Origin of the sequence: Streptomyces sp. NPDC056169, from assembly GCF_042268445.1 — a bacterium.
Lineage (GTDB): Bacteria > Actinomycetota > Actinomycetes > Streptomycetales > Streptomycetaceae > Streptomyces.
Genome location: NZ_JBHJUO010000040.1, coordinates 1 through 23972 on the forward strand (window position 1 = coordinate 1; position 23972 = coordinate 23972).

The 23972-nt window shown below is 73.0% G+C and carries 20 protein-coding genes; 14 read left to right on the forward strand and 6 right to left on the reverse strand.

The window, feature by feature from the left end; translation table 11 throughout:
• Nucleotides 1-87 precede the first annotated feature (87 nt).
• Both ACFC0G_RS38680 and ACFC0G_RS38685 read right to left on the reverse strand, forming a co-directional pair.
• Nucleotides 88-1689, reverse strand: a complete 1602-nt coding sequence (locus tag ACFC0G_RS38680) for a phospholipase A2 (RefSeq protein WP_376413400.1) — start codon at nucleotides 1687-1689, stop codon at nucleotides 88-90.
• 484 nt (nucleotides 1690-2173) lie between these two features.
• The gene (locus tag ACFC0G_RS38685; protein WP_376413402.1) at nucleotides 2174-2803 is read right to left on the reverse strand and encodes a phosphotransferase; all 630 of its coding nucleotides are present in this window, start codon (nucleotides 2801-2803) and stop codon (nucleotides 2174-2176) included.
• A gap of 167 nt (nucleotides 2804-2970) precedes the next feature.
• On the opposite strand from ACFC0G_RS38685, the gene ACFC0G_RS38690 reads away from it, so the two are divergent.
• The 6 genes from ACFC0G_RS38690 to ACFC0G_RS38715 all read left to right on the forward strand — a co-directional run bounded on the left by ACFC0G_RS38690 (nucleotide 2971) and on the right by ACFC0G_RS38715 (nucleotide 9861).
• Nucleotides 2971-4053: a GNAT family N-acetyltransferase gene (locus ACFC0G_RS38690; protein WP_376413434.1), complete on the forward strand. Its 1083-nt coding sequence runs from the start codon at nucleotides 2971-2973 to the stop codon at nucleotides 4051-4053.
• Nucleotides 4054-4423: 370 nt separating this feature from the next.
• The gene (locus tag ACFC0G_RS38695; RefSeq protein WP_376413435.1) at nucleotides 4424-5665 is read left to right on the forward strand and encodes a glycosyltransferase; all 1242 of its coding nucleotides are present in this window, start codon (nucleotides 4424-4426) and stop codon (nucleotides 5663-5665) included.
• The gene (locus ACFC0G_RS38700) at nucleotides 5662-6471 is read left to right on the forward strand and encodes a polysaccharide deacetylase family protein (RefSeq protein WP_376413404.1); all 810 of its coding nucleotides are present in this window, start codon (nucleotides 5662-5664) and stop codon (nucleotides 6469-6471) included. Before ACFC0G_RS38695 ends, ACFC0G_RS38700 begins: the two co-directional genes overlap by 4 nt.
• Nucleotides 6468-8384: a hypothetical protein gene (locus ACFC0G_RS38705; RefSeq protein ID WP_376413406.1), complete on the forward strand. Its 1917-nt coding sequence runs from the start codon at nucleotides 6468-6470 to the stop codon at nucleotides 8382-8384. The genes ACFC0G_RS38700 and ACFC0G_RS38705 overlap by 4 nt, the downstream gene beginning before the upstream one ends.
• A complete protein-coding gene (locus ACFC0G_RS38710) occupies nucleotides 8381-8803 on the forward strand; it encodes a hypothetical protein (protein ID WP_376413408.1) in 423 nt (140 codons plus the stop codon). The genes ACFC0G_RS38705 and ACFC0G_RS38710 overlap by 4 nt, the downstream gene beginning before the upstream one ends.
• The gene (locus ACFC0G_RS38715; RefSeq protein WP_376413409.1) at nucleotides 8800-9861 is read left to right on the forward strand and encodes a glycoside hydrolase family 26 protein; all 1062 of its coding nucleotides are present in this window, start codon (nucleotides 8800-8802) and stop codon (nucleotides 9859-9861) included. Before ACFC0G_RS38710 ends, ACFC0G_RS38715 begins: the two co-directional genes overlap by 4 nt.
• 19 nt (nucleotides 9862-9880) lie before the next feature.
• On the opposite strand, the gene ACFC0G_RS38720 is transcribed toward ACFC0G_RS38715, so the two are convergent.
• The 3 genes from ACFC0G_RS38720 to ACFC0G_RS38730 form a co-directional block, all read right to left on the reverse strand.
• Nucleotides 9881-12112 carry a lipopolysaccharide biosynthesis protein gene (locus tag ACFC0G_RS38720; RefSeq protein ID WP_376413411.1) on the reverse strand — a complete coding sequence of 744 codons (2232 nt, stop codon included), beginning with the start codon at nucleotides 12110-12112 and terminating at the stop codon, nucleotides 9881-9883.
• Nucleotides 12109-13305, reverse strand: coding sequence for a DegT/DnrJ/EryC1/StrS family aminotransferase (locus ACFC0G_RS38725; RefSeq protein WP_376413413.1), 1197 nt, complete (start codon nucleotides 13303-13305; stop codon nucleotides 12109-12111). The genes ACFC0G_RS38720 and ACFC0G_RS38725 overlap by 4 nt, the downstream gene beginning before the upstream one ends.
• Nucleotides 13306-13509: 204 nt before the next feature.
• Nucleotides 13510-14406, reverse strand: a complete 897-nt coding sequence (locus tag ACFC0G_RS38730) for an RNA polymerase sigma factor SigF (RefSeq protein WP_376413415.1) — start codon at nucleotides 14404-14406, stop codon at nucleotides 13510-13512.
• A 233-nt stretch (nucleotides 14407-14639) separates the two neighbouring features.
• On the opposite strand from ACFC0G_RS38730, the gene ACFC0G_RS38735 reads away from it, so the two are divergent.
• The 6 genes from ACFC0G_RS38735 to ACFC0G_RS38760 all read left to right on the forward strand — a co-directional run bounded on the left by ACFC0G_RS38735 (nucleotide 14640) and on the right by ACFC0G_RS38760 (nucleotide 19909).
• Nucleotides 14640-15011 carry an STAS domain-containing protein gene (locus tag ACFC0G_RS38735; protein WP_376413437.1) on the forward strand — a complete coding sequence of 124 codons (372 nt, stop codon included), beginning with the start codon at nucleotides 14640-14642 and terminating at the stop codon, nucleotides 15009-15011.
• Nucleotides 15012-15125: 114 nt separating this feature from the next.
• Nucleotides 15126-15545, forward strand: a complete 420-nt coding sequence (locus ACFC0G_RS38740; RefSeq protein WP_376413417.1) for an ATP-binding protein — start codon at nucleotides 15126-15128, stop codon at nucleotides 15543-15545.
• A 119-nt stretch (nucleotides 15546-15664) separates the two neighbouring features.
• On the forward strand, nucleotides 15665-16372 hold the full coding sequence (locus tag ACFC0G_RS38745; RefSeq protein WP_376413439.1) for a peptidase: 708 nt from the start codon (nucleotides 15665-15667) through the stop codon (nucleotides 16370-16372).
• Nucleotides 16372-17214 carry a hypothetical protein gene (locus ACFC0G_RS38750; protein WP_376413418.1) on the forward strand — a complete coding sequence of 281 codons (843 nt, stop codon included), beginning with the start codon at nucleotides 16372-16374 and terminating at the stop codon, nucleotides 17212-17214. The genes ACFC0G_RS38745 and ACFC0G_RS38750 overlap by 1 nt, the downstream gene beginning before the upstream one ends.
• The gene (locus tag ACFC0G_RS38755; protein WP_376413420.1) at nucleotides 17211-18338 is read left to right on the forward strand and encodes a neocarzinostatin apoprotein domain-containing protein; all 1128 of its coding nucleotides are present in this window, start codon (nucleotides 17211-17213) and stop codon (nucleotides 18336-18338) included. Before ACFC0G_RS38750 ends, ACFC0G_RS38755 begins: the two co-directional genes overlap by 4 nt.
• Before the next feature lie 14 nt (nucleotides 18339-18352).
• On the forward strand, nucleotides 18353-19909 hold the full coding sequence (locus ACFC0G_RS38760; RefSeq protein WP_376413422.1) for a hypothetical protein: 1557 nt from the start codon (nucleotides 18353-18355) through the stop codon (nucleotides 19907-19909).
• A 104-nt stretch (nucleotides 19910-20013) separates the two neighbouring features.
• On the opposite strand, the gene ACFC0G_RS38765 is transcribed toward ACFC0G_RS38760, so the two are convergent.
• Nucleotides 20014-21534 carry a peptide MFS transporter gene (locus ACFC0G_RS38765; protein WP_376413424.1) on the reverse strand — a complete coding sequence of 507 codons (1521 nt, stop codon included), beginning with the start codon at nucleotides 21532-21534 and terminating at the stop codon, nucleotides 20014-20016.
• Nucleotides 21535-21960: 426 nt separating this feature from the next.
• On the opposite strand from ACFC0G_RS38765, the gene ACFC0G_RS38770 reads away from it, so the two are divergent.
• Together ACFC0G_RS38770 and ACFC0G_RS38775 are read left to right on the forward strand one after the other, a co-directional pair.
• Nucleotides 21961-22638, forward strand: coding sequence for a response regulator transcription factor (locus ACFC0G_RS38770; protein WP_055643128.1), 678 nt, complete (start codon nucleotides 21961-21963; stop codon nucleotides 22636-22638).
• A gap of 33 nt (nucleotides 22639-22671) precedes the next feature.
• Complete coding sequence (locus ACFC0G_RS38775; protein ID WP_376413426.1) at nucleotides 22672-23943, forward strand: ATP-binding protein; 1272 nt, start codon at nucleotides 22672-22674, stop codon at nucleotides 23941-23943.
• The last annotated feature ends 29 nt before the right edge of the window (nucleotides 23944-23972 follow it).

Genomic DNA, 23972 nt, shown 5'->3' on the forward strand with positions numbered 1-23972 from the left:
CCACTCCGCCTCGTGCGTGGGGGGGCGCCGCCCGCCCCCCCCCCCCCCCCCCGCCGGGTGCTCACACGGTCCGGTGGAGGGGCCGGATCAGGTGGCGTTGGCGCCGCTCTTGACGCGACCGACCACCATCACGGCACCGAGGTACATGTTCGCCGCGAGGCGGCAGGCACCCTTCCAGAAGTAGCCACGGCAGGTGCCGTTGTACGTCTGGTTCCAGAACGTGGCGTCGACCTGAAGACCCTTGTTCTTGTCCAGGTAGTAGCGGTAACCCTTGTAGGCGTTGCCGACCGTTCCGTAGCCGTAGTCGTGCGAGTCGCACGCCGGCCGGAAGTCGTAGCCGCCCGGCTTGTCCGGAGAGGTGGTGCAGTGGTCGTGGTCGATGCCACGCACCTTCCATCCGGCCTTCGTCGTCTTCCAGGACGGGTTCTTCCACCCGTAGTGCGCGACCTTCGTGGAGCAGCCGGAGCCGGAGTAGTACATCCACGAGCCCGACGTGCTGCAGTTGGCGGGGTAGGCGAACGGGTCCTCGATCTCGGAGCCGAGGAAGTCCTCCGCCGCCGGGACCTGGCCCTCGGGTTCGTTCTGGCTCGGCGCACCGGGGGCCACGCCGCCCGGCTCGGGCAGCGTGCCGGTGGTCTCGGTCGCCTGCGGAGCGGCCGTCTCACCGGCGTAGGTCAGCTCCCAGCGGGCGCCCTCGTCGGTGGTGGCGACCGAAAGGCGCTCGTTGCCGTCGTAGGCGTAGGTGTTCAGCTCCACGTCGGCGGCCGGGTTGGTCACGCGACGGAGCAGACCGGTGTGGTCGTAGGCGTAGCGGGCCTGGGTCTGCACGGTGGCCCCGGAGGTGGTGGTGATCTCCTTGACCTGACCGGCCACGTCGCCCAGCGTGCTGCCGGCGGCGGTGGTGGCGGACGCGTAGGTGACCCGCACCGACTGTGCCTCGTAGTCGCCCCGCGCGGGCTCGTCGACCTGCCGCACGCGGCCCTGGGCGTCGTACTCGGCCGTGGACTTCCCGAACGCCTCGGTGCCGACGCTGGTCACCCGCCAGGTGCTGCCGGAGCCGTTCACCTGCTTCCAGACCAGCGTCGGCTTCAGGTCGGCGGCGGGGATCGGCTCGCCGAGCGCGTTCACCGGCACGTCGTCGCCCTCGGGCGCCGTCGCCAGGTCGATGTTGGCGGTCTCGGTGATGGTGGTGCGCAGTTCGCCGGCCGCATCGTCCCAGATGCTGCTCTCCACCAGCGTGGAGCCGTCCGGGGCGGTGTACGTGCTGAGGCTGCCGCCGTCGGGGCGGTCCACGGACCACGTCAGGCCGTAGCGAACGGACTCGTCGACCCCGAGGTCGGTCGTGGTGATGGCGCCGGATCCGTGGGTCAGCTCGCGGTTGAGCTGACCGCCGAGGAACTCGGCCGTCCAGCTCGGCCCGAACACGCCGAGGTCAGGGCGGTTCTCCGGTGCGTCCATGGCCTGCGCCGCACCGGCGCCTTCGCCCGTGACGAGGTGGCTGCGGGTCATCAGACCGCTCGGCACGTCGTTCTCGATGATCCGGTACTGGTCGGGTGCCGACTCGTACGTGCCCGGGCCGATGGGGCCGATCTCGCCGGCGGCGGCAGGCTGCTCCGGCACCTCCGTGGCCGGGGCCGAGACCTGGATCGCTGCCGAGGACTGCTGCGGGAGCAGCAGGGCGACGGACACGGCGGCAATGACGGGTAACGCGATTCTTCGCAAGGTGTTCCCATTCATCAGTGTCGACCCGTGGTGATCGACGGTCCCGGACCCTAGGTGCGCCTTCACAACCACGCAAGGAATCCACGACCGGAATTAAAGACTCCCCTTCTGGCGGGCGAGCCGCACGCCTCAGACCCGAATGAGTACGCGTACTCATGCGCGCCACCCGCGCTGCCGACATGATGCGCGCCCGCATTCCGCACTCGTCGGCAGAAGTGCTCGTGGCATGCTCCGGAGCGGGCGTTCGGCGACGTCACAAGGGGTGTGTGGACCAACTACCCTCCTTCTCCAGCGAATTCGGTGGAGTCGGGTGCGGTCCGGGTTCTCCGGTGGATCGTGCGGGGGGAGCGGGGGCGGATACTCAGACGGGGCGTCGCCGATTCGGCCAATCATTGGCGCGTAGCTGCGACCGGTATGCGAGACGGCGACCGTTCCGCGGCGACGCGAGGGCTCAGCCCGCCAGAGCTCGAACCAGCGCCTCTGCACCGTCCAGTGCGGCGATCTCCCCCGCCGTCAGGTTCGGGTCCGCCGCGCGGCGGGCGCGGGCCGTCGGGAGGTGGGGGAGGACAGGCGTGCGGACCGCCGCGAGGAGGGCGGCGAGGCCCGCGCGCGCTCCCGGGGCGTACGGGGCGGGGGAGACCGCCACCTCCGCGAGGATCAGCGCCGACATCGCGCAGTCCAGGCCCGGCCGGCCCTCCTCCGCCGTCTGCCAGTCGATGACGACCGGGCCCCGGGCCGCCGTGACGATCACGTTCCCCGGGTGCAGGTCCAGGTGCAGGAGGCGCGTGCCCGGCAGGGCGTGGAGGCGGGTGAGGAGCTCCGCGATCAGTTCGCCCGCCGGTTCCGGCTCGTACGTACCGTCCAGGAGCGCGTCCAGGAGCGACGGTCCGGCGAGGTGCTCCATCACCAGGTCGGTCCCCTCGGCGCGTAGCACCGCCGGAACCGGATAGCCGTGGCCCGCCAGCCGCCGCATCACCTCGGCCTCCCGGGTCGCGTCGTCGCCGCCCCGGTACCGCCGCAGCACCCGCGTCCCGTCGAGTGCGTAGACGTCCGCGGTCCTGCCCTGCCCGATGATCTTCAACTGCCCTGCCCCATCCGCCTCTTGTCCGCCTTCGCCGCCACGTGACCGCTGCTTCCAGCGAGGCCACGGAATGGCCGAGTATGCCTGCCAGGGAGGGGTTCGGACCGGTACCGTCCTGTCCTGGCAGTACTCAGGGGGTAGACCGGGGGGTCGGCAAGGTGAGTGCTTTGCGTGTGCGGGTCGTACGGCCCGAGGAGCTGGGCGCGCGCGAGATCGAGGCGTGGCGGGAGCTGCGCGCGAAGTCCGGTGCCCCCGCGAACCCCTTCATGGAGCCGGAGTTCACGCAGACGGTCGCCGCCGTGCGGCCCCGCTCGCGGGTCGCCGTGTGGTGGGAGGGGGACGAGCCGGTCGGCTTCTTCCCGTACGAGAAAGGGCCGTTGGGCCAGGGGCGGGCCATCGGCTTCGGCGTCTCCGACAGTCAGGGCGCCGTCCTGCGCCCCGGACTGCGGCCCGGCTCCCGCGCGGTGCTGCGCGCGTGCGGCGTCGCGGTGTGGGAGTTCGACAACCTGGAGGCCGGCCAGCCCGTCTTCGAGGGCGCCGCCACCGAGTCCTTCGCCTCGCCCGTGATCGACGTCGGCGAGGGGTACGCGGCCTACGAGGCGCTGCTGCGCGTCCAGTCGCCGAAGTTCCTCAGAACCACCCTCGCCAAGGAGCGCAAGCTCGGCCGCCAGGCGGACGGCGCGGTGCGCTTCGTCTTCGACGAGCGCGACCCGGCCGCCCTGCGCACCCTCATGGAGTGGAAGTCCGCCCAGTACCGCAGGACCGGCCGCGGCGACCGCTTCGCCAAGGAGTGGATCACCACCCTCGTCCGCCGCCTCCACGCGCAGCGCACGTCCGGCTGCTCCGGCGTCCTGTCCGTCCTGTACGTGGGGGAGCGGCCCATCGCCGCCCACTTCGGGCTGCGGTCCGGGACCGTGCTGTCCTGCTGGTTCCCGGCGTACGACCCCGAGTTCGCGAAGTACTCGCCCGGGCTCGTCCTCCATCTGCGCATGGCCGAGGCCGCTGCCGCCGCCGGGATCGGGACGCTCGACCTGGGGCGTGGTGACGCCGAGTACAAGGACGCCCTGAAGACGGGGGAGTTGACGGTGTACGAGGGGGCCGTCTTCGTCCCGGACGCGCGGGCCGCCCTGCACTGGCTCGGGCGCGAGCCCGCCCGGCGCGCCCACCGCTTCGTCCGCGACCGTCCGGCCCTCGCGGCCCGAGCGCGCGCCACCCTCAACGGACTCGCCCGGCTGCGGGGCCACCGATAACCGCCCCGGCGGCCGCACCCGTCCCTCCGGCCCCGCACCCGCACCCATCCCTCACGCTCCCGCACCCGCACACGTCCCTCCCGCTCCAGCTCCCGCACCCGTCCTTCCGGCCCCCGCTCCCGCGCCCGTCACCCCCGCACCCGTCACCCCCACACCCCTCGTCCCTCCTCGCGCCGGTTCCGCCTCGCCGCCGCCTCCCTGGCCGCCGAGCCCGCGCCCACCGCCGTACTCCCCTGGGGGATCCCCGTTGAGCACCCGCCCCGACCCGACCGCTTCACCACCGCGCGCCGCCTCCGTCTCGGCCTCCGCCTCCACCTCCGTCTCCGTCGCCGAGCTCGATCTCGACGCCCCCGACGGGCCCGTCACAGCCCTGAGCCCCGCGCCCGGCGGACCGCCGCTCGTGGCGGGTGACGTGTACGCGCTCGTACGGCTCCGGGGGCGGCCCGCCGCCACCGTCATCGGGACCGTGCGGGAGGGCGAGGACCCCGCCGAGGTGCTCGGAGCCCTCGCGCGCGAGCGGGTCGAGGCCGCCGCCCGGCCGCGCGCCGACGCCGAACACCTCGCCGCAGTGAGCCCGTTGACCCACGCGGACGCCGCCCCGCCCCGTACCGCCGTGATCGTCGCCACCCGCGAGCGCCCCGAGTCCCTCGCCCGTGCCCTCGACTCGCTCCTCGCCCAGGACCACCCCGACCACGAGCTGATCGTCGTCGACAACGCGCCCCGCACCACCGACACCCACGACCTGGTCACCCGGAAGTACGCCGGCCGCGTGCGCTACGTCCGCGAGGACACCCCCGGCCTCGCCGTCGCCCACAACACCGGCGCGGCCGCCACCGACGCCGCCGTCCTCGCCTTCACCGACGACGACGTGATCGCCGACCCGCACTGGCTGACCGCCCTCACCGCGCCCTTCGCCGCCGACCCCGGCCTCGGCTGCGTCACCGGCCTGATCCTGCCCGCCCGCCTGGCCACCCCCGCCCAGATCCTCCTCGAATCGCACGGCGGCTTCGCCAAGGGCTTCGCGCCCCGCCTGTACGACCCGGCGCGACCGCCCGCCGACGAGCCGCTCTTCCCGTTCACCGCGGGCAGCTTCGGCTCCGGCGCCAACATGGCCTTCCGGGCCCCCGCCCTCCGCCGGGCCGGCGGCTTCGACCCGGCGACCGGCACCGGGACCCCGGCCCGGGGCGGCGACGACCTGTACGCCTTCGTCGCCGTCCTCGCCGCCGGCTTCCGCCTCCGCTACACACCCGAGGCGCTCGTCTGGCACCACCACCGCGAGACCTGGCAGGACCTGCGGAACCAGGCGTACGGCTACGGCGCCGGCCTCACCGCCTACCTCACCGCGACCCTGGTCCGCCGCCCCCGCCTGCTGCCCGCGCTGCTCGCCCGGCTGCCACGCGGCCTCGCGTACGCCTGGAGCATGACCGCCCAGCGCGGCGCAGGCGGCGACGGCGACGCCGGCACCGGCGGGGTCCCCGGCGAGCACGGCACCCAGCACCATCCCTGGCCCAGGAGCCTCTCCCGACTGGAGCGACGCGGCATGTTCTACGGACCGATCGGCTACGCCAGAGCACGGGCGCGCGATGCCGCCCGGAAGGCGGACGCCCGATGATCAGTGCCCCCGTCCACAGCCGGATACCCGTCCTCCTCTACCACGCCGTGATGGACGACCCGCCGGACTGGATCGCCGAATTCACCGTCACCCCCAGGGACTTCGCCTCCCAGCTCGACGCGATCGTCGCCAGCGGCCGTACCCCCGTCACCGTCGGCACCCTGGCCGCGCACCTGGCCTCCGGCACTCCGCTGCCGCCGCGGCCCACCGCCATCACCTTCGACGACGGCTTCGCCGACCTGGTCGGGCCGACGGCCGAGGCGCTCGCCGCCCGCGACCTGCCGGCCACGGCGTACCTCACCACGGGGGCCATCACCCCGGGCCGGCCCTGTCTGCTGCCGCCCGCGCCGATGATGACCCTCGCCCACGCGCCGCGCCTGGCGCAGTACGGGATGGAGATCGGCGGCCACACCGCCACCCACGCCCAGCTCGACACCCTGGCTCCGACCGCCCTCCGGCGCGAACTGCGCGAGTCGAAGGCGGTCCTGGAGGACACCCTCGGCCACGAGATCCGGCACCTCGCCTACCCGCACGGCTACAACAGCCCCACCGTGCGCCGGGCCGCCCAGGCCGCCGGCTACACCTCGGCCGTCGCCGTCCGGCACGCGCTCAGCTCCGGGAACGACGAGATCTACCGGATCGCGCGGCTCATCGTGCGCCGCACCCACACCGCCGCCGACGTGGAGCGGTGGATGGAGGGGCGGGGCGCGAAGGCCGCCCCGTACCCCGACTCGCTGCCCACGATGGGCTGGCGGCTGTACCGGCGGACGCGTGCGCTGGTGCGCGGAGCGGAGTTCGCAGGATGACGAAGGACGTGTACACACCCATGCCGGCGAGCAGCCCCCGGCCGGCCACCGCCCGGGACCACGGCGGTACGCCCGCGCAGCGCCCGCGCCGCACCGCCGTGCCCGACCTCCCCTGGCTGCCGCCCGCCCTCCTGGTCCTCGGCCTGGGCCTCTGGGCCCTCGCCCTGCCCCTGATCGACTTCCGCACCATGGACGACTACGGGCTCCTGGACCGGCTGCCCGCCGTCTTCTACGTCTCCCTGCTGGTGCTGACCGCCGGATTCCTGGTGTCGCTGCGGCGCGCCGGGACCTCGCCGGGCTGGCCCCTCGCCCACTGCGTCGCGCTGCTCGTCGCGCTCAAGGCACCCCCGGCCGTGCTGTACGACGCAGTCCGCTACCCCTGGGCGTCCAAGCACGACGCCGTCGTCGGCACCATCCTCGGCGTCGGCGAGCTGCGCCCGAACGCCGCTCTGTCCGGGAACATGTCCGCGTACGACCAGTGGCCGGGATTCTTCACCCTGAACGCGGCGCTCGTCCGGGCCTTCGGCGTCGAAAGCACCGCCGCCTACCTCAACTGGGCGCCGATCGTCCTCGGTCTGATCGCCCTGCCCGTGCTCGTGCTGATCTACCGCACCTTCACCGAGGACTGGCGGCTCGTGTGGACCGCCGTCTGGATCTTCCAGCTCGCCAACTGGGTCGGCCAGGACTACCTGGCGCCGCAGGGCTTCGCGTACGTCCTGCACCTGACCGTCCTCGCCATCGTGCTGCGGCACTTCGTACGGCCCGGCTCGGCGGGGCGGCTGCGCGACCGGGCGCATCTCGATCCGGCCGCCGCCGCCGTGCCACCGCCCACGACCCTGCGCCAGCGCGCCGTCTGCGTGGTGATCGTCGCCCCGATGATCGTCGCGATCAACGCCGCCCACCAGCTCACACCGGTCATGCTCTGCGCCGCCCTGTTCGTCCTCAGCCTCACCCGCCGCTACCGCAACTACGGTCTGCTGGTCGTCGCCGGGCTGTTGATGCTGGCCTGGGACCTCACCATGGGCCGACCGCTGTTCCTGGAGACGCTCGGCACCCTGCGCGAATCGCTCGGCCGGCTCACGCAGAACTCCCGCGCCGGATACGCGGGACAGCTCACCGGCCCCGGACCCGAACTGGCCGGCCAGGCCGGCATCCTCATGGCCCTCGCCATCGTCGTGCTCGCCGGGATCGCCGTGTTCGGCCGCCGCAAGCTGACCCGCAGCGCGCTCCCGCTGCTGCTCGTGTCGATCGCCCCGGTCCCGCTCTTCGCCGTGAACGACTACGGCGGCGAAATGCTCTTCCGCGTCTACTTGTTCGGGCTGCCGGGCGCCGCGTTCTTCGCCGCGGCGGCGCTGGTGCCCGCCGTCGCGGGCGCCCACCGGAGCCGCGGCGGGCTCGCCCGGCGCCGCATCGCGGCCGTCGCCGTGCCGGTCGTCCTCGTCGTCCTGACAGCCGGGTTCCTGCCCGCGTACTACGGCAAGGACGCGATGTACTACACCCCGCCCGCCGAGACGGAACTGGTCACCCGTGCCATCGACCGGCTGCCCGAGGGCGGTCTGATCCTCGCCACCTCCGGCTCCTTCCCGCAGGCACTGCACCGCTACGACCAGGTCGAGCACTGGTTCTTCGCCGAGCAGGAGCTGCCCGAGAACGAGAAGATGCTCGCCGACCCGGCCCGCTACCTCGACGAGCGGATCCCGCGCGGTGCCACGGCGCACGTCGTCCTCACCCGGACCCAGGACATCTACACGGCCGGCGAGGGCCTGCTGCCGCCGGGCGGCTTCGCGACCCTGCGCGCCCGGCTGAAGGCCTCCCCGCTCTTCACGACGGTCGAGGAAACCCCGTACGGGATCGTCCTCGCCTACACCCCGAAGTCCACCAAGCCCTCGGCCACCTCAGGCGGTGCACCGTGAACACGCCCCAGAACCGGATCAGAGCGATCGCCGCCGTCTCCGGATGGGTGGCCCTCGCCGCGACCCTGCTGCCGGGCGGCTCGCCGCTGCGCTGGCTGCCCGTGCTGCTCTTCGTCTGTGTCGGACCCGGCCTCGCCCTGCTCCACCCCCAGCCGCACGGGCTGCGGCCCGGCGCCCGACTGGAGGCCTTCGCGCTGGCCGCGCCGATCAGCCTCTCCCTCGCCGCGCTCACCGCCACGCTCCTCTTCCTGATCGAAGGGTTCTCCGTGCCCGCGTTCCTCGTCCCGCTCGCCGCGTTCTCCACCGTCGTCGCCTTCCTGCCCGGTCTGCCGCTGCCCGCCGCCACCCGCGGCGCGGTCGAACCCGAGGCGGCCGAATCCTTCCGCTTCCGCAAACGAGGGCCCGGTGGCGGTCGATGACCGGGCAGCACACCAGGGGCGGCGCCGCCGGACGGCTCGCGGTCGCGCTCGCCGCCGTCGGCGCGCTGACCGCCGGCATAGGGGTGTGGGCGACCGTCGCCGAGGGCGACGACCACTGCGCTCCCGACGCCCGGCTCGTCGCCCCCTGCGGAGCCTGGTGGGGCGCGTACATCCCGTACGACAGCGACAGTTCGCTCGCCCGGCCCGTGCACGCCTTCGAGAAGAAGATCGGCCGACGCCTCGACCTCGTCTACACGTACCACGACATGTCCGGCAACGAGCTCGACGGAACCCTCCTCACCCCCGACGAACAGGCCCTCGGCCGGGACCGGTTACTGATGCTCGCGTGGGAGTCCACGGTGTGGGAGGAGCCCCACCACGCCGGATACACCGAGACCCAGCTCGGCTGGAAGAACCTCGCCTCCGGGCGGTACGACACCGAGATCCTCGACCCGCAGATCCGCCGCATCAAGGCCTACGGAAAGCGGGTCTTCCTCTCCTTCGACCAGGAGGCCGACGCCCGGATCAAGGAGGGAGCCGGCACTCCCGCCGAGTACGTCGCCGCCTACCGCCACCTCCACGACCGGTTCGAGCGGCTCGGGGTGGACAACGTGGTCTGGGTGTGGACGGTCTCCGGCTACCTGGGCAGCGCGGCATCGATGAAGCAGCTCTACCCCGGCGACGACTACGTCGACTGGATCGGCATGGACCAGTACAACTACTACCTCTGCCACAAGTCGTCGAACTGGCTCGACTTCGACGAGAGCCAGCGTCCCGGCTACGACTGGCTCCGGAAGAACATCTCCGCCGACAAGCCCGTCATGCTCTCCGAGTTCTCCACCGCCCCCGACCCGGAGCGGCCCGAGCGGCAGCGCGACTGGTACACCGCGATCCCGGAGGTCGCGCCGACGCTGCCGAAGGTGAAGGCGTACGTGCACTGGAACCGCGCCGTGCCCGGACCCGGCTGCGACCTGACGATCGACGCGGGCCCCGGCCTCGACGGATACCGGATCGCCGGCCAGGACCCGTACTTCAAGCAGCCTCTGCCACGCCGCTGACCGCCCGACAGGACGCTCTCTAGCGGCGGGCCGTCGTCAGGCCGCGGAAGGCGCAGACCGCCATCGTGGCCCCGGCCAGGCCCAGGAAGAGCGGGAGCGGGGCGGCGGCGAAGGCCTGCTGCCCCGCCCACCCGGCCCAGACGAGCACCCACACCACCCCGGCCGTGACCCGCTCGCCCACGCCCAGGACCCGCAGCAGCAGGGCCGCGAGCAGCAGGCACAGCGCCTGGAGCACGATCGGGCCCACCGTCGTCGCCAGGCCGCCCGCCTCGCCGAGGAGTTCCGCGCCGGGGCCGCTCGCCTCGGCGGGCAGCAGGCCCAGCAGGGGCGGCGCGGTGTGCAGGGCGAGGAAGGTCGCGAGCAGGACCGTTCCGGCGAAGGCCGGCCGGAAGACGCGGAGACCGACGGCGGCGCCCTGGAGGGCGACGAGCAGCAGCCCCGCGAGGAGCGTGACGGGCGGGAGCGCGGTCAGCAGCCCGGTCCCGGAGAGCCGCTCCACCGCGAGCTCGCCCGAGTGCGCCAGCGGGAACCAGAAGAGCCCGGCGCAGACGCCGAGGCACAGCCACAGGCCGAGCAGCAGCCGGCCCGGCGACGCCCCGGGCGCGCCCGCCCGGTCCGTGCCCGGCCTCGCCCGGCCGCTCGGCTCCGCCCGCGCGGAGACGGCCGCCGGCTCGTCCGTGCGCTGCCGGGGTACGAACACGGGGATGCCGAACGCGGGCGTCACCGAGTCGTGCGTCCCGCGCAGATAGGCGCTCTCCCGCGCCCAGTTCGTGCCGTACCCGTCCTCCGCGCGCTCCTTCACCCGCGCCGCGGCCCGGACTCCCTCGGACGGCGCCCGGCCCTTGAGGGTGGCCCGCAGGCCCGGCACGGTCACCACCGCCATCAGGGTCATCGCGCCGAGGACGGCGTACCCCGCACCGGCGATGCCGAAGGGCCCGAGGAGGACGACCGCGCTGCCGAGCACCAGGACGCACATCGCGCCCTGGAGGGCGGCGAGCATGCCCGTGCGGCCCTGGACGCGCAGCACCCCGATGTACAGCTCGACGGCGACCCTGGGCAGCGCGGCGGCGGCGAGCAGCCGCAGCACGGTCGTGCCGTTCTCGGCGTACTCCGCTCCGAAGGGCGTGAGGATCAGCGGCGCGAAGACGACGAGGACGAGCACGACGGGGACGAGCAGCAGCGTCATGCGGCGCAGCGCGCCCCTGACGCCCTCGGCGAGGGACTCGGGGCTGTGCGAAGCGTGCGCGGTGAGCGAGGAGGCCATGTTGATGGCCATGAACTCCATCGTGCCGCCGACGGTGTACGCCGTGTAGAAGAAGGCGTTGTGGGCGGCGTCGAAGCGGACGGCGACCATCATCGGCAGCAGGCTGATCATGAGGAGGCTGAAGACCGAGCCGACGGAGTCCCCGGCGAGGAAGCGGCCGATCTCGCGCATCGTGGGCGGCTCGCGGTCCCGGTCGGCGCGCGCCTGCCGGGGGATGAGGCGCCGGAAGACGAGCCAGCCGACCGGCACCACGGAGAGCACGATGGCCGCGGCCCAGGAGACGAAGACCCCGAGCACCGGCAGGCCGACGGCGAGGACGACGAGCAGCACGAGCTTGCCGAGCGAGAAGACGGCGTTGCCGACGGGCACCCAGATCGCCCGTCTGAGCCCGGTGAGGACCGCGTCCTGGAGGGTGAGCAGCGCCCAGCCGACGCTGGCGGCGGTGAAGAAGATCCCGGCGGACACCGTGCCGAGCGGGGCGTACGTAGGTCCCCACCAGTCCAGGGTGAGCAGGAAGACGCCGCAGGCGACGGCCACGACCGCCGTGCTCACCAGGTAGAGGCGGACCACGAGCGGCCCGGTGGCGCGCCCGGCCCGGGGCACGTACCGGACGACGGCGCCGGTCAGCGTCGTCGCCGTGAGGGAGGCGAGCATCCGCTGGGCGGCGATGGCGGCGGAGCCCTGGCCGACCGCCTCCTCCGTGTAGTAGCGGGCCGCGACCAGCCAGAAGCCGAGGCCGAGGGCGGCGGAGACGCCGGTGGAGAGCATCAGCGCGTAGGCGTTGCGGAACATGGAGCTGTCGCCGCCGGAGTCGCCGCCCGAGCCGCCGGATTCGCTGCCGGGGTCGTTGTCTGCCTGCGCCCCGGCCTGTGTGCCGGCCTTCACTCCGGCCGCCTGTGCCCCGGCCTGCGCCCCGGTCTTCGCTTCCGGCACGGCGGCCGAGTACTCCCGGTCGTCCGTGTCCCGCAGTCGTACGGTGTCGGTCACCGGGCGCCGCCGGGGGCCTCCGACAGGCGGGCGGGCCGGGTCCCGGTCGCGCGCAGCACGCCGAGGACCTCGTCCGCGCGGCGCGGGTCCACCGGCAGGGCGTGCCGGGCGAACCGGGCGGCGGCCTCCGGCGCGGGGGAGGGGTCGGTGAACTCCTCGCCCGCGTAGCCGTCGAGCGGCGGGTCGTAGACGTAGCCGGTGGTGATCCGGTGCCGGGCGAGGGCGGCGATCGCCGCGTCCCGGTCCTCCACGAGCAGCGGCACCCGGAACAGCGGCTGCTCCGGGCCGTCTTGGGCCCCGGGCGTGCCGTACTCGCTCGCCCGGAGCCGGGCCGTGCCCGCGCGGTGGGCGGCGAGGACGTCGTCGAGCCGGGCCAGCTTGCGGGTGGTGCGGCGGAGCCGTCCGGGGCCGGGGCGGAGCCGGTAGGCGTGCATGTCGACCCGGACCCAGGAGTGGAAGGGGGCGAGCGCGGGCGCGGCCGGCAGGGCCCGCCGCAGCTCGTCGGCGCGGAGCGGCATCCGGATCTCCTCCCGCTCCTCCATCCCGAGCAGCCGCACCGTCGCGCGCGCGGCCTTGACGAGGCGCGTGCCGCGCAGGGCGGCCTCCGCGTACGGCCGTGCCAGGTAGACGAGTTCGTCGACCGTACGGGTCGGGTGCAGCAACGCGTCGCGGGCGGCGGCGAGTTCCTCGCGCAGCGCCGGGTCGGCGAGGGCGAGGAAGCCGCCGGTCTTGGCGCCGGTGTGCTTCGAGAGGCTGAAGACGGAGGCCTCGCCGTACGTGCCGACCGGGCGCCCGCCGACGGTGGAGCCGATCGCGTGGGCCGCGTCCTCGATCAGCGGGATGCCGAGCCGGTCGCAGTGGGCCCGCAGCTCCGGTGCCGGGTCGGGGTTCCCGTACAGATTGGTCGTGAGGACGGCGGACAGGCCGCGCCAGACGGACTCGGGGACGGCCGCCGTGTCGATCGAGCCGTCCCGGGGGTCGAGCGGCGCCTGCACAGGGCGGAGTCCGGCGGCGAGCACGACGAAGAAGATGACGTCGTCGTTGACCGGCGACATCAGCACCCGGCCGCCGGGCTCGCACCAGTGGCGCAGCGCGAGGTAGAGCCCGAAGCGGCACGACGGCACGTAGAGGCACTCCCTGCCCCCGAGCCGGTCCCGCATCCGCCCTTCCAGTTCCGCGTACGCAGAAACCATGTGATTCCCCCCTGAATCCCCGGGCTCAATGTGGCCCAATCCGGACGACCCGTCAACAAGGCCTTCCGGTCGCGCGGCCGGCCGTGCGAGTGGTCCTGCGGACGGCTCGGCGCGCGGTCGTACGGGAAGGGCCCGTCCTGGTCGGTCGACCGTGAACGGGCCCTTTCCTCAGCCATCTTGACGGCTCGGGGAAGCCTGCGGAGGTCATTCCTCCAGAGTGAGGCCGCGGCGCAGCCGGGCCAGGGTGCGGGAGAGCAGCCGCGACACGTGCATCTGCGAGATGCCGAGTTCCGCGCCGATCTCCGACTGGGTCAGGCCGGTGACGAAGCGGAGGGAGAGGATGTGCCGGTCGCGGGCGGGCAGCGAGGCGATCATCGGCTTGAGCGAGGCGATGTACTCGATCCCGGTGAGCCCGTCGTCCTCGTAGCCGATCTTGTCGGCGAGCGCGGTGTCCCCGCTGCCGGCCTCGTCCTCCTCGGTCCTGGCGTCGAGGGAGCTCGCGGTGTACGCGTTGCTGGCGGTCATGCCCTCGACGACCTCCTCGGGGGAGATCCCGAGCTCCGCCGCGAGTTCGGCGACGGTCGGGGCGCGGTCGAGGTGCTGGGCGAGCGCGTCACCGGCCCTCGCGAGGTCGAGCCGGAGCTCCTGGAGCCTGCGGGGCACGTGCACGGACCACGAGGTGTCGCGGAAGAACCGCTTGATCTCGCCGATGATCGTCGGCATGGCGAAGGTGGGGAACTCGACGCCGCGGGTCAGTTCGAAGCGGTCGATCGCCTTGATGAGGCCGATCGTGCCGACCTGGACGATGTCCTCCATCGGCTCGCTGCGGCTGCCGAACCGGGAGGCGGCGAACTTCACGAGGGCCAGGTTGAGTTCGACGAGCGTGTTGCGGACGTACGCGTGGTCGTGGGTGCCCTCCTCCAGTACGGCGAGCCGGGCGAAGAGCTCCTTCGACAGGGCGCGCGCGTCGACCGCTCCGATGCGGTCGAGAGGCAGGTCGGGCAGGTCCGGCATGGCCGGGCGCTGGGCGGGCAGGTGGTCGAGGGGGACTGCTGCCGACGGCGCGTCGGGGGTACGCGGGGCGTCGAGCCGGGGTGACATGGGTCTCCTTCGTCGGTCTTCTGCTGCGGTTTGCGGCGCCTCCGAGGCCGGTCGTGTCGGGTGGACGTGCGGGTGTTCTCCTCTAGCCCTACCTGGTGGACCACGATGGTTGCAAGTACCAATAATCCGCTTTGGTGGTATTTGCGTAGGCCGTGTGTGCACGAAAGGGGGCCCCGCTTGTAGGGTTCGACGCACGTCAGTCGGCAGCCGCGAGAGCGAGAAGAGGCATGGCCATGGACCGCCAGCGCATCGGCAGCGCGCAACCCGCGCGCCTGCGGGTCGAGGTCCGGACCGTGGACGCGGCGAGCGAACTCCTCACACCCGTGGGTGAGCTCGACCACCACACCGCCGAACTGCTGCGCGCCCCGCTCGACGCCGCGCTCGACGCGGGCCGCTCCCGGCTCGTCGTCGACTGCTCGGGCCTCGACTTCTGCGACTCGACCGGGCTCAACGTGCTGCTCGGCGCCCGGCTGCGGGCGGATGCCGCGGGCGGCGGGGTCCATCTGGTGGGGATGCGGCCGGCGGTCGCCAGGGTGTTCCAGATCACCGGCGCGGAGGCCGTCTTCACGCTGCACGACACGCTCGGCACGGCCCTCCCCGGCTGAAGCGGGCGGGCCTGTCCGCGACCGGCCCGCGCGACCGCCCGCAGGCCCCGCCCTGCCCCGCACGCTCCGTACGTCCCGCCCCTCTGTCTCGTCGATCGGTGAGGTGAAGCGCTGATGGACCAAGCTTCCGACGTCCGTACGCTCGCCCTCGGCGAGACCAGCGGCACCGTGCCGCTCGCCCGCGACTTCACGCGGTCGGCGCTCCAGGAGTGGGGATGGCTCCCGGCCGCCACCGCCGACCGCAGGGCCGCCGCCGAGGACGTCCTGCTCGTCGTCTCCGAACTCGTCACCAACGCCTGCCTGCACGCCGAGGGCCCCGAGCGCCTGCGCGTCCTGCGCGGAGACCACGTCGTACGCCTCGAAGTCACCGACCGGGGCGCCGGCCAGCCCGCACCCCGCACCCCCCACCGCTCCGGGCGGCCCGGCGGCCACGGCATGTTCATCGTCCAGCGGCTCTGCCTGGACTGGGGCATCGACCGCACCCCCGGCGCCCCCGGCAAGACGGTCTGGGCCGAACTCGCGGCACCCGCGTAGCACTTTCACAAGTTCACCCGTTCCCCTGCCTTCCCTCCGCAAGGCCCCGGGCGTACCTTGACGGCCAATCTGAAAGACCGTCAGTTACGTTGCGGTGAGGGGTGCTCGGGGTGTCCAAGGTGCCGAACCGAAGGAGAACGGCCGCCGGTCTCACGGCGGCGGTCGCGGTGGCGGGTGCCGCCGTGCTGGCCGGCGCGCCGGCCGCCCAGGCGACCGTCGTCGATGTGAGCTACGCGTGCGTGACGAAGATCGGGCCGAAGAGCGCCGTCTCGCCCGTCGACATCAAGGCCGTCAAGAGCGGCAGCGGCTACACGATCACGATGTCCTTCGAGAAGGGCGTCTCCGACAGCCCGATCGAACTCCCCAAGGGAGTCATGACCCCGCGCGCCGAGCTCGTCCTCGGCGGCGCCGCCGAGGGCACGGTGAAGGTCAAGGGGACGCCGAACACCGTGGCCATCCCGCCGGACACTCCGATCAGCATCGGCACGCTGACGGGGACGTTCACGCCGAAGAAGAACGGCAAGGTCACCTTCACGGCCGGCACGCTCATCGTGCACGCCCTCGGCATGGACGCGGCCGAATGCACCCCGAAGAACAACCCCAAGCCCTCGCTGGAACTGGAAGTGACGGGGCTCGCGGGCGGCGGCGACACCCCGCCGGCCGACGACGACAACGGTGACGACGGCGGCGACGGCGGCAACGGCGCCGGCGAACTGCCCAAGACCGGCCCGCTCGACTCCGCCATGGCGCTCGGGACCCTCGGCGGAACGGTCCTGCTGACCGGCGCCGCCGGAGTCCTCTGGCTCACGCGGCGCACGGCACGCTGATGCGGGCGGCGGTGCGCTCCGGGCTCGTGGCCGCCGCGACCGCCCTCGTCGGCGCGGTCGCGGCGGCTCCCCCCGGGGACCGGGCCTGGACGGCGGCGCCCGCCGCCGGACGGCCGTACGCCTATCTGGAGGGCCCCGCGGGGAGCGTCCTCCAGGACACCCTGTCGGTGACCAACCCGGGCGCGGGGCCGCTCACCGTGCGGCTCGCGGGGGAGGGCGCGCCGGTGGCCTTCGCCGCGCGGACCGTCACCGTGCCCGCCAGGACCCGTGCGGACGTGCCGTTCGCCGTGACCGTCACCGCGGACACCCCGCCCGGCGACCACCGGGGCACCGTGCGCGCCACGGCCGCCGGACGCGAGCTGAGCGTGGAGCTGCTCCTGCGGGTGAGCGGCCCGCGCCTCGCCGCGCTCACCGTCGAGGACGTCAGCGTCGACGAGGCCGCGGGCACCCTCCGCTACACCCTGGTCAACCGCGGTACGACGGTCCTCGCGCCGACCCTCGCGGTCCGCGCCGAGGGCCTCCTCGGCACGGTCCTCGACCGGCCCGAGCGCACCCTGCCGCTCACCCTGCGCCCCGGCGAGCGGACCACCCGCACCGAACCCTGGCCCGATCCGCCCGCCCTCGACTCCGTCACCGTCCGGCTCACCGCCGGCGCCCCCGGCGCGGCCCCCGCCACCGCCCGCACCGAGGCCGCCTTCGCCTCGGGCCCCGCGCTCGCGGGCGCGGCCGGGCTGCTCCTCGCGGCCGCGGGCGGCGGGGCGTACGGGATCCGGTACCGGTACGGGACGCGGCGGCGCGGCGGGCCCCGTACCCAGCGAGCGTCGACGGGAGCGACATCATGAGGCCGACGAGGCCGACGAGACCGACCGAGCCTACGAGGTGGGCCGGCGGGCCTACGCGGTGGACACCCGCGGCCGCCGCGCTGCTCACGGCGCTGCTCACGGTCCTCGCCCTCGCCTTGCCGCCCGCGGCCGCCGCGACGGCCGCGCCCGGGCCCGTCGTCGAGCTCTCGCAGGCCGAGGGCGGCAAGGGCGGCACCATCACCGTCAGCGGCAGCGGCTGGAAGCCGGGCGCGCTGCTCATGCTCCTGATCTGCGGCCAGTCCGCGCCCGGCAAGGGCGTCATCGGCGGCACCAACTCCTGCGCCAACAGCGAGGGCCGGGCCGCCACCGTCGACGCCAGGGGCGCGTTCAGCGCGAAACTCCCGGTCGCCGAACCGCCCAAGCCCTGCCCCTGCGTGGTGCACGTGGCCGGCGTCACGGGCCAGCAGGACGCGGTCGACAAGGAGTTCACGGTCGCCGGACACCCCACGGCCCCGCTCCCCGAGGCCTCGGGCAACGGCCGGCTCGCCGTCCTCGCCTCCGTCCGCCTCGACGGCTCCAGCGGCCTCCTCGTCTGGTTCGGCGCACCCCCGAGCCGGGAGGTCGTCTTCACCGTCGGCAACCTCGGCTCGGCCCCCGTCAAGGACCCGGTCTTCGAGGTCGGCACGAGCCACGGCGTCTTCGCGCCGCAGTACGAGGAACGCCAGTGGCGCGGCACGATCGCACCCGGCAAGAAGGCCCTGATCCGCCTCCCGGCGGAACTCACGGCGGCCGCGCACGGCGACTACCAGGTCTCCGTGCGGTACGCGGGCAAGGTCCTGGTCGAGCAGCCGTGGGGGGTGGGCCGTCCCTGGGGCGTGACGCTCTTCTGGGTGCTGCTCGCCGTCGTCGTACCGGCGGCGCTCTTCCGGATCGGGATGGCCGTGGTGGACCGCGCCCGGCCCGCCGCCGGCCGCCCCGCCGGCCACGCGGCCGCCCGGCTTCCCCGTACGGCCGCGCTCCGCCGCCGTACCCGTACGTCCGTCCCCGCCCCCGCAGACGCGGACGCGAGGGACGACGAACCGACCACGGCCCTGCCGTGGTTCAGCCCTGACTCCGCACCGTCAGCGCCAGAGAGCAGTCCGACGACGAAGGGACATGCGTGAGTACGCAACGGAGGATGAGCGCGGCCGGGGTCGCGCTGATGCTCGGCGGCGCGGGGATCCTGATTTCCGCCGGCCCCGCACAGGCCGCCGAGGTCTCGTACAAGACGGAGTGCATCCCGCCGTCCATCTCCGGGCTCCCGCCCGTGCAGGGCACCACGAAGGTGCTCGTCACCGCACCGGCGGAGGCCAAGGTCGGCGACGAGGTCGAGATCGTCTGGAAGACGGTCCAGGCCGCCTCGAAGAATCCCGACGTGCTCGACCTCGGAGCGGACACGGTCAAGCCGAGCGGTGTCCTGAAGGTGGGCGGCGCGGGGAGCGGCACCGTCGCGATGGAGGGACCGCGGAGCAACCCGCCGATCCCCAAGAACAGCCCGATGCTGCTGCCCGAGATGAAGGGGAAGCTGAAGCTGGACAAGGCGGGCGACATCACGCTGACGCCCGACAAGTACACGATCAACGTGTCCAAGCCGCTGTCGACGGACACGAAGTGCACGCCGAAGGAAGCGGTCCCGGTCGCCGCGACGATCAAGGTGACGGCGGCCGGGGGCGGCAGCAGCTCCGGCGGCTCGACGTCCGGCGGTTCGACGTCCGGTGGTTCGACCTCCGGCGGTTCGACGTCCGGATCCAGCACGACCACCTCGGGCGGCTCCAGCACGACGACCTCGGGTGGTTCCACCACGACGACCTCCGGCGGGAGCAGCACGACCACCTCCGGCGGCAGCTCCACCAACGGCGGGAACACGGGCGGCGCCGCGGCCAGTTCCAGCGGCGGTACGGGCGGCTCGACGACGACCTCGGGCGGCAGCGCGACCTCCGGCGGCAGCGCGACCTCTGGAGGAAGCTCCAGCTCCAGCTCCGCCACCGGCGGCAGCGGCGGCAGTGGCGGTTCCGGCGGCGGCCAGACCGACTTCCCCGGCAAGGAAGTCGCGGTCGCCTTCGCCTGCCAGTCCCCGGGCCCGCCGAACATCAGCTCCAAGGTGACGATCAGCGCCAAGAAGAACGGCGCCGTCTACGACCTCACGGTCAAGACGGCCAAGGGCGTCATGGACAGCCCCGCCCCCCTTCCGAAGGGGGCTCTCGTCCCGACGATGGTGGTGAAGATCGGCGGGGCCGACAGCGGCTCGGTGAAGGTCACCGGCGCCCCCAACCCGACCGCGGTCGCGGCGGGTGCCCCGGTGAGCCTGGAGGACATGAAGGGCACGTACAAGCCGGGCGCGACCGGGAAGTCCACCCTCAGCGCGGGCGCGCTGACCATCCACGTCACGCTCGGCGCGGCGAAGATGGAGATCCCCTGCACGGTCAAGGGCACCGCCCCGGTCTCCCTGGAGCTGGACACGAGCAAGCAGGCCGGCGGGGCGAGCGGCGGCTCCGACGGCGGTTCGAGCACCTCGGGCTCCGGCTCGACGTCCGGCGGCAGCACGTCCTCCGGCGGCTCCTCCGGTGAGAACCTCGCCGAGACCGGCGCCGAGAGCGACGGCGCCCTGCGCGCCCTCGCGCTGGTCGCGGGCACGGTCATCCTCATCGGCGGCGCGGTGTTCACCTTCACCCCGTGGGCGCGCCTGAGGCGCTGAACAGCCCCATAACGGCGGAGGCCGCCGCACCGAACCGGTGCGGCGGCCTTCGTACGTCCACCAGGGGAACGTCCACGAGGGGAACGTCCACGAGGGGAACAGGGTCAGTGGACGCTGCCCATGAGCCCCTGGACCTTCTTGCGGTACATGTAGATCGCGAAGCCCGCGAGGACGGCCAAGGAGGCTTCCATCGCGATGATCCCCGTCCCGTTGAGGTCGACGCCGGCCAGCGAGAGCAGACCGGTGGTGCAGTCGCCGGCGGTGACGGCGAGGAACCAGACACCCATCATCTGGGAGGCGTACTTCTGCGGCGCCATCTTCGTCGTGACGGAGAGGCCGACGGGGGAGAGGCACAGCTCACCGATGGTCTGGATCATGTAGATCGAGACGAGCCACATCGGGGAGACCTTGGTGCCGTCGCCCGCCATGTTCATCGGGACGATGAAGACGAAGAAGGACGCGCCGACCAGGACGAGGCCCATCGCGAACTTCACGATGGTGTTCGGCTCCTGGTTCTTGCGGGCCAGCCACAGCCACAGCCAGGCGAAGACCGGGGCCAGCGCCATGACGAAGAGCGGGTTCAGGGACTGGTACCAGGTGGCCGGGAAGCCGAAGCCGAAGACGCTGTCGGCGGTCTTGCCGTCGGCGAAGAGCGCCAGGGTCGAGCCGCCCTGGTCGTAGATCATCCAGAAGACGGCGGCGGCGACGAAGAACCAGATGTAGCCGGTCATCTTCGACTGCTCGGTCTTGTCCAGGTCCTTGTCGCGCTTGATGCGGACGAGGACGGCGACCGGGATGATCAGGCCGGCGAGGGTGATCGGGACGAGCGCCCAGTTCAGGGTGTACAGGCCCAGGGCCACGACGACGCCGTAGAAGGCGGCGGCGAGCACGACGACGAGCGCGACCTTCACGAGGACGGCCTTGCGCTCCTCCGAGGAGAGCGGGTTCGGGACGATGTTGCTCTTCGGGCTCAGGCTCTTCGAGAACGACAGGAAGCAGGCGAGGCCGAGGGCCATGCCGGCGGCGGCGAGGGCGAAGCCCAGGTGCCAGTTGACCTTCTCGCCGATGGTGCCGACGACGAACGGCGCCACGAAGGCACCGAGGTTGATGCCGATGTAGAAGAGCGTGAAGCCACCGTCACGGCGCGGGTCGTCCGGGCCGTTGTAGAGGTGGCCGACCATCGTCGAGATGTTGGCCTTGAGCAGACCGGAGCCGGCCGCGACGAGCGCGAGGCCGAGGAAGAACATCGCCTGGCCCGGGAGGGCCAGCGAGACGTGACCGGCGATGATCACGAAACCGGCGATGGTGACGGTCTTGCGCGCGCCCCAGACGCGGTCGCCGAACCAGCCGCCGGGCATGGCCATCAGGTAGACCATCGACACGTACACGGAGTAGATGGCCGTGGCCGTGGCCGCGGTCATCGCGAGGCCGCCGCCCTGGCTGCCGGTGGCCGCGTCCGTGCCGCCGGAGACCAGGTACAGAACGAGAAGGGCCCTCATGCCGTAGTAGGAGAAGCGCTCCCACATCTCGGTGAAGAAGAGGGTGGCCAGGCCGCGGGGGTGGCCGAGGAACGTCTTCCCGGAACCAGGGGTTCCGGTCGAAGCCGTCGTCAGGCTGGACGCCATGTCGATCCTTGCTCTGTCGGGACGCTCGCCTTGTGAGCGGGGTGCGCCCGGTGGGGGAGGCCGGCACCGGCGGAGCCGTTGGACTCCACCGGGATCCACGCACCGGGAGTCGCGTCATCGCGTCCCGGAACCCGGCCCACAGGTCGTTCACCGTCCTAGAGGCCGGCTGAGCCGACCCCGCGCATAAAGAGGACCCCGGGGCGCGAAGCTGCCCAAAGGTCCCCGATTACCGCTACAGACGTCGAGCCACCATACGACACGACACTGCCCGATATGGAAGGACTTGAGAGATGGATCACAGGCGACGGCGCAACCGTGCAAGGCTATTCGAAGGTCATGCACAAGATGCCCACAAGATCCCCAGGGGTCACTCGGGCCGGACGGATCCCGCCGCGGCCCGGCGGCCGTGCGGACTACCATCACCTCATGACCCGTGTACTGCTCGCCGAGGACGACGCATCCATCTCGGAGCCGCTGGCCCGCGCCCTGCGGAGAGAGGGGTACGAGGTCGAGGTCCGCGAGGACGGCCCGACCGCCCTCGACGCCGGACTCCAGGGCGGAGTGGACCTCGTCGTACTCGACCTGGGGCTGCCCGGCATGGACGGCCTGGAGGTCGCCCGGCGGCTGCGCGCCGAGGGGCACGCGGTCCCGATCCTCGTCCTCACCGCGCGCGCGGACGAGGTCGACACGGTCGTCGGGCTCGACGCGGGCGCCGACGACTACGTCACCAAGCCCTTCCGTCTCGCCGAGCTCCTCGCCCGGGTCCGGGCCCTGCTCCGGCGCGGCTCCAGCGAGCCCGTCGCCGCGCCCTCGACCCACGGCGTACGGATCGACGTCGAGTCCCACCGCGCCTGGATGGGCGACGAGGAGCTCCAGCTCACGGCCAAGGAGTTCGACCTGCTCCGGGTCCTGGTCCGGGACGCCGGCCGGGTCGTCACCCGCGACCAGCTGATGCGCGAGGTCTGGGACACCACCTGGTGGTCCTCCACCAAGACCCTCGACATGCACATCTCCTGGCTCCGCAAGAAGCTCGGCGACGACGCCGCCAACCCGCGCTACATCGCCACCGTGCGCGGAGTCGGTTTCCGCTTCGAGAAGAGCTGAGCGACCGTTGAGGCCTACCAGCAGGTCTGAGCCGTGCGCCGCCGTCTGATCAACTCCACGCTCGCCGTGGTGCTCGTCGTCATCGCCGTCTTCGGCGTCTCCCTCGTCATCGTCGAGACCCGCACGATCTCCAGCAGCGCGCAGGAGAGCGTGGACTCGGAGGCGCTGCGGATCGTCTCCATCGTCGACAGCCGGCTCATCGGCGGGGAGCCGGTCAACCCGGACATCCTGGCGGAGCAGAGCGGCGCCAAGCGGTACGCGCAGATCCGCATCCCCGGCCGGGACACCATCGAGATCGGCGTCCGCCCCGACGGGAACGTCATCCGGGGCCTCGCCGAGGGCGAGCGCGGCGAGACCGTGCTCGTCGAGGAGTCCCGCTCCACGGTCACCGCCGAGGTCGGCCGCACCCTCCTGATCATCGGCGCGGTGGCGCTCCTCGCCGTCCTCGCCGCCGTCCTCCTCGCCGTACGCCAGGCCGACAAGCTGACGTCCCCGCTGACCGACCTCGCGGAGACCGCCGAGCGCCTCGGTTCCGGTGACCCGCGGCCCCGGCACAAGCGGTACGGGGTGCCCGAGCTCGACCGGGTCGCGGACGTCCTCGACGCCTCCGCCGAGCGCATCGCCCGGATGCTCACCGCCGAGCGCCGGCTCGCCGCCGACGCCTCGCACCAGCTCCGTACGCCCCTCACGGCCCTCTCCATGCGCCTGGAGGAGGTCGCCCTCGCCGACGACCTGGAGACGGTCAAGGAGGAGGCGACGATCGCGCTCACACAGGTCGAGCGGCTCACGGACGTCGTCGAGCGGCTCCTGACCAACTCCCGTGACCCCCGTACGGGCTCCGCCGTCGCCTTCGACCTCGACGAGGTCGTCAAGCAGCAGCTGGAGGAGTGGCGGCCGGCCTACCGCAGCGGGGGGCGCGCCATCGTGCACTCGGGCAAGCAGGGGATGCGGGCCGTCGGCACGCCGGGCGCGGTCGCCCAGGTCCTCGCGGCCCTGATCGAGAACTCGCTCATGCACGGCGGCGGCACCGTCGCCGTACGGACCCGGGTCACCGGCAACCAGTCGGTGATCGAGGTCACGGACGAGGGCCCGGGCGTCCCGGCCGACCTCGGCGCGCGGATCTTCGAGCGGGCGGTGAGCGGCCGCAGCTCCACGGGGATCGGCCTGGCCGTCGCCCGCGACCTCGCGGAGGCGGACGGCGGGCGGCTGGAGCTGCTCCAGCAGCACCCGCCAGTCTTCGCGCTCTTCCTGAGCCGCGAGGTCAGGAGCATCTCGGAGGACACGCAGGACCGCCCCGTACGGTAAAAACGCAGGCCCGTACGGTAAAAGCGCAG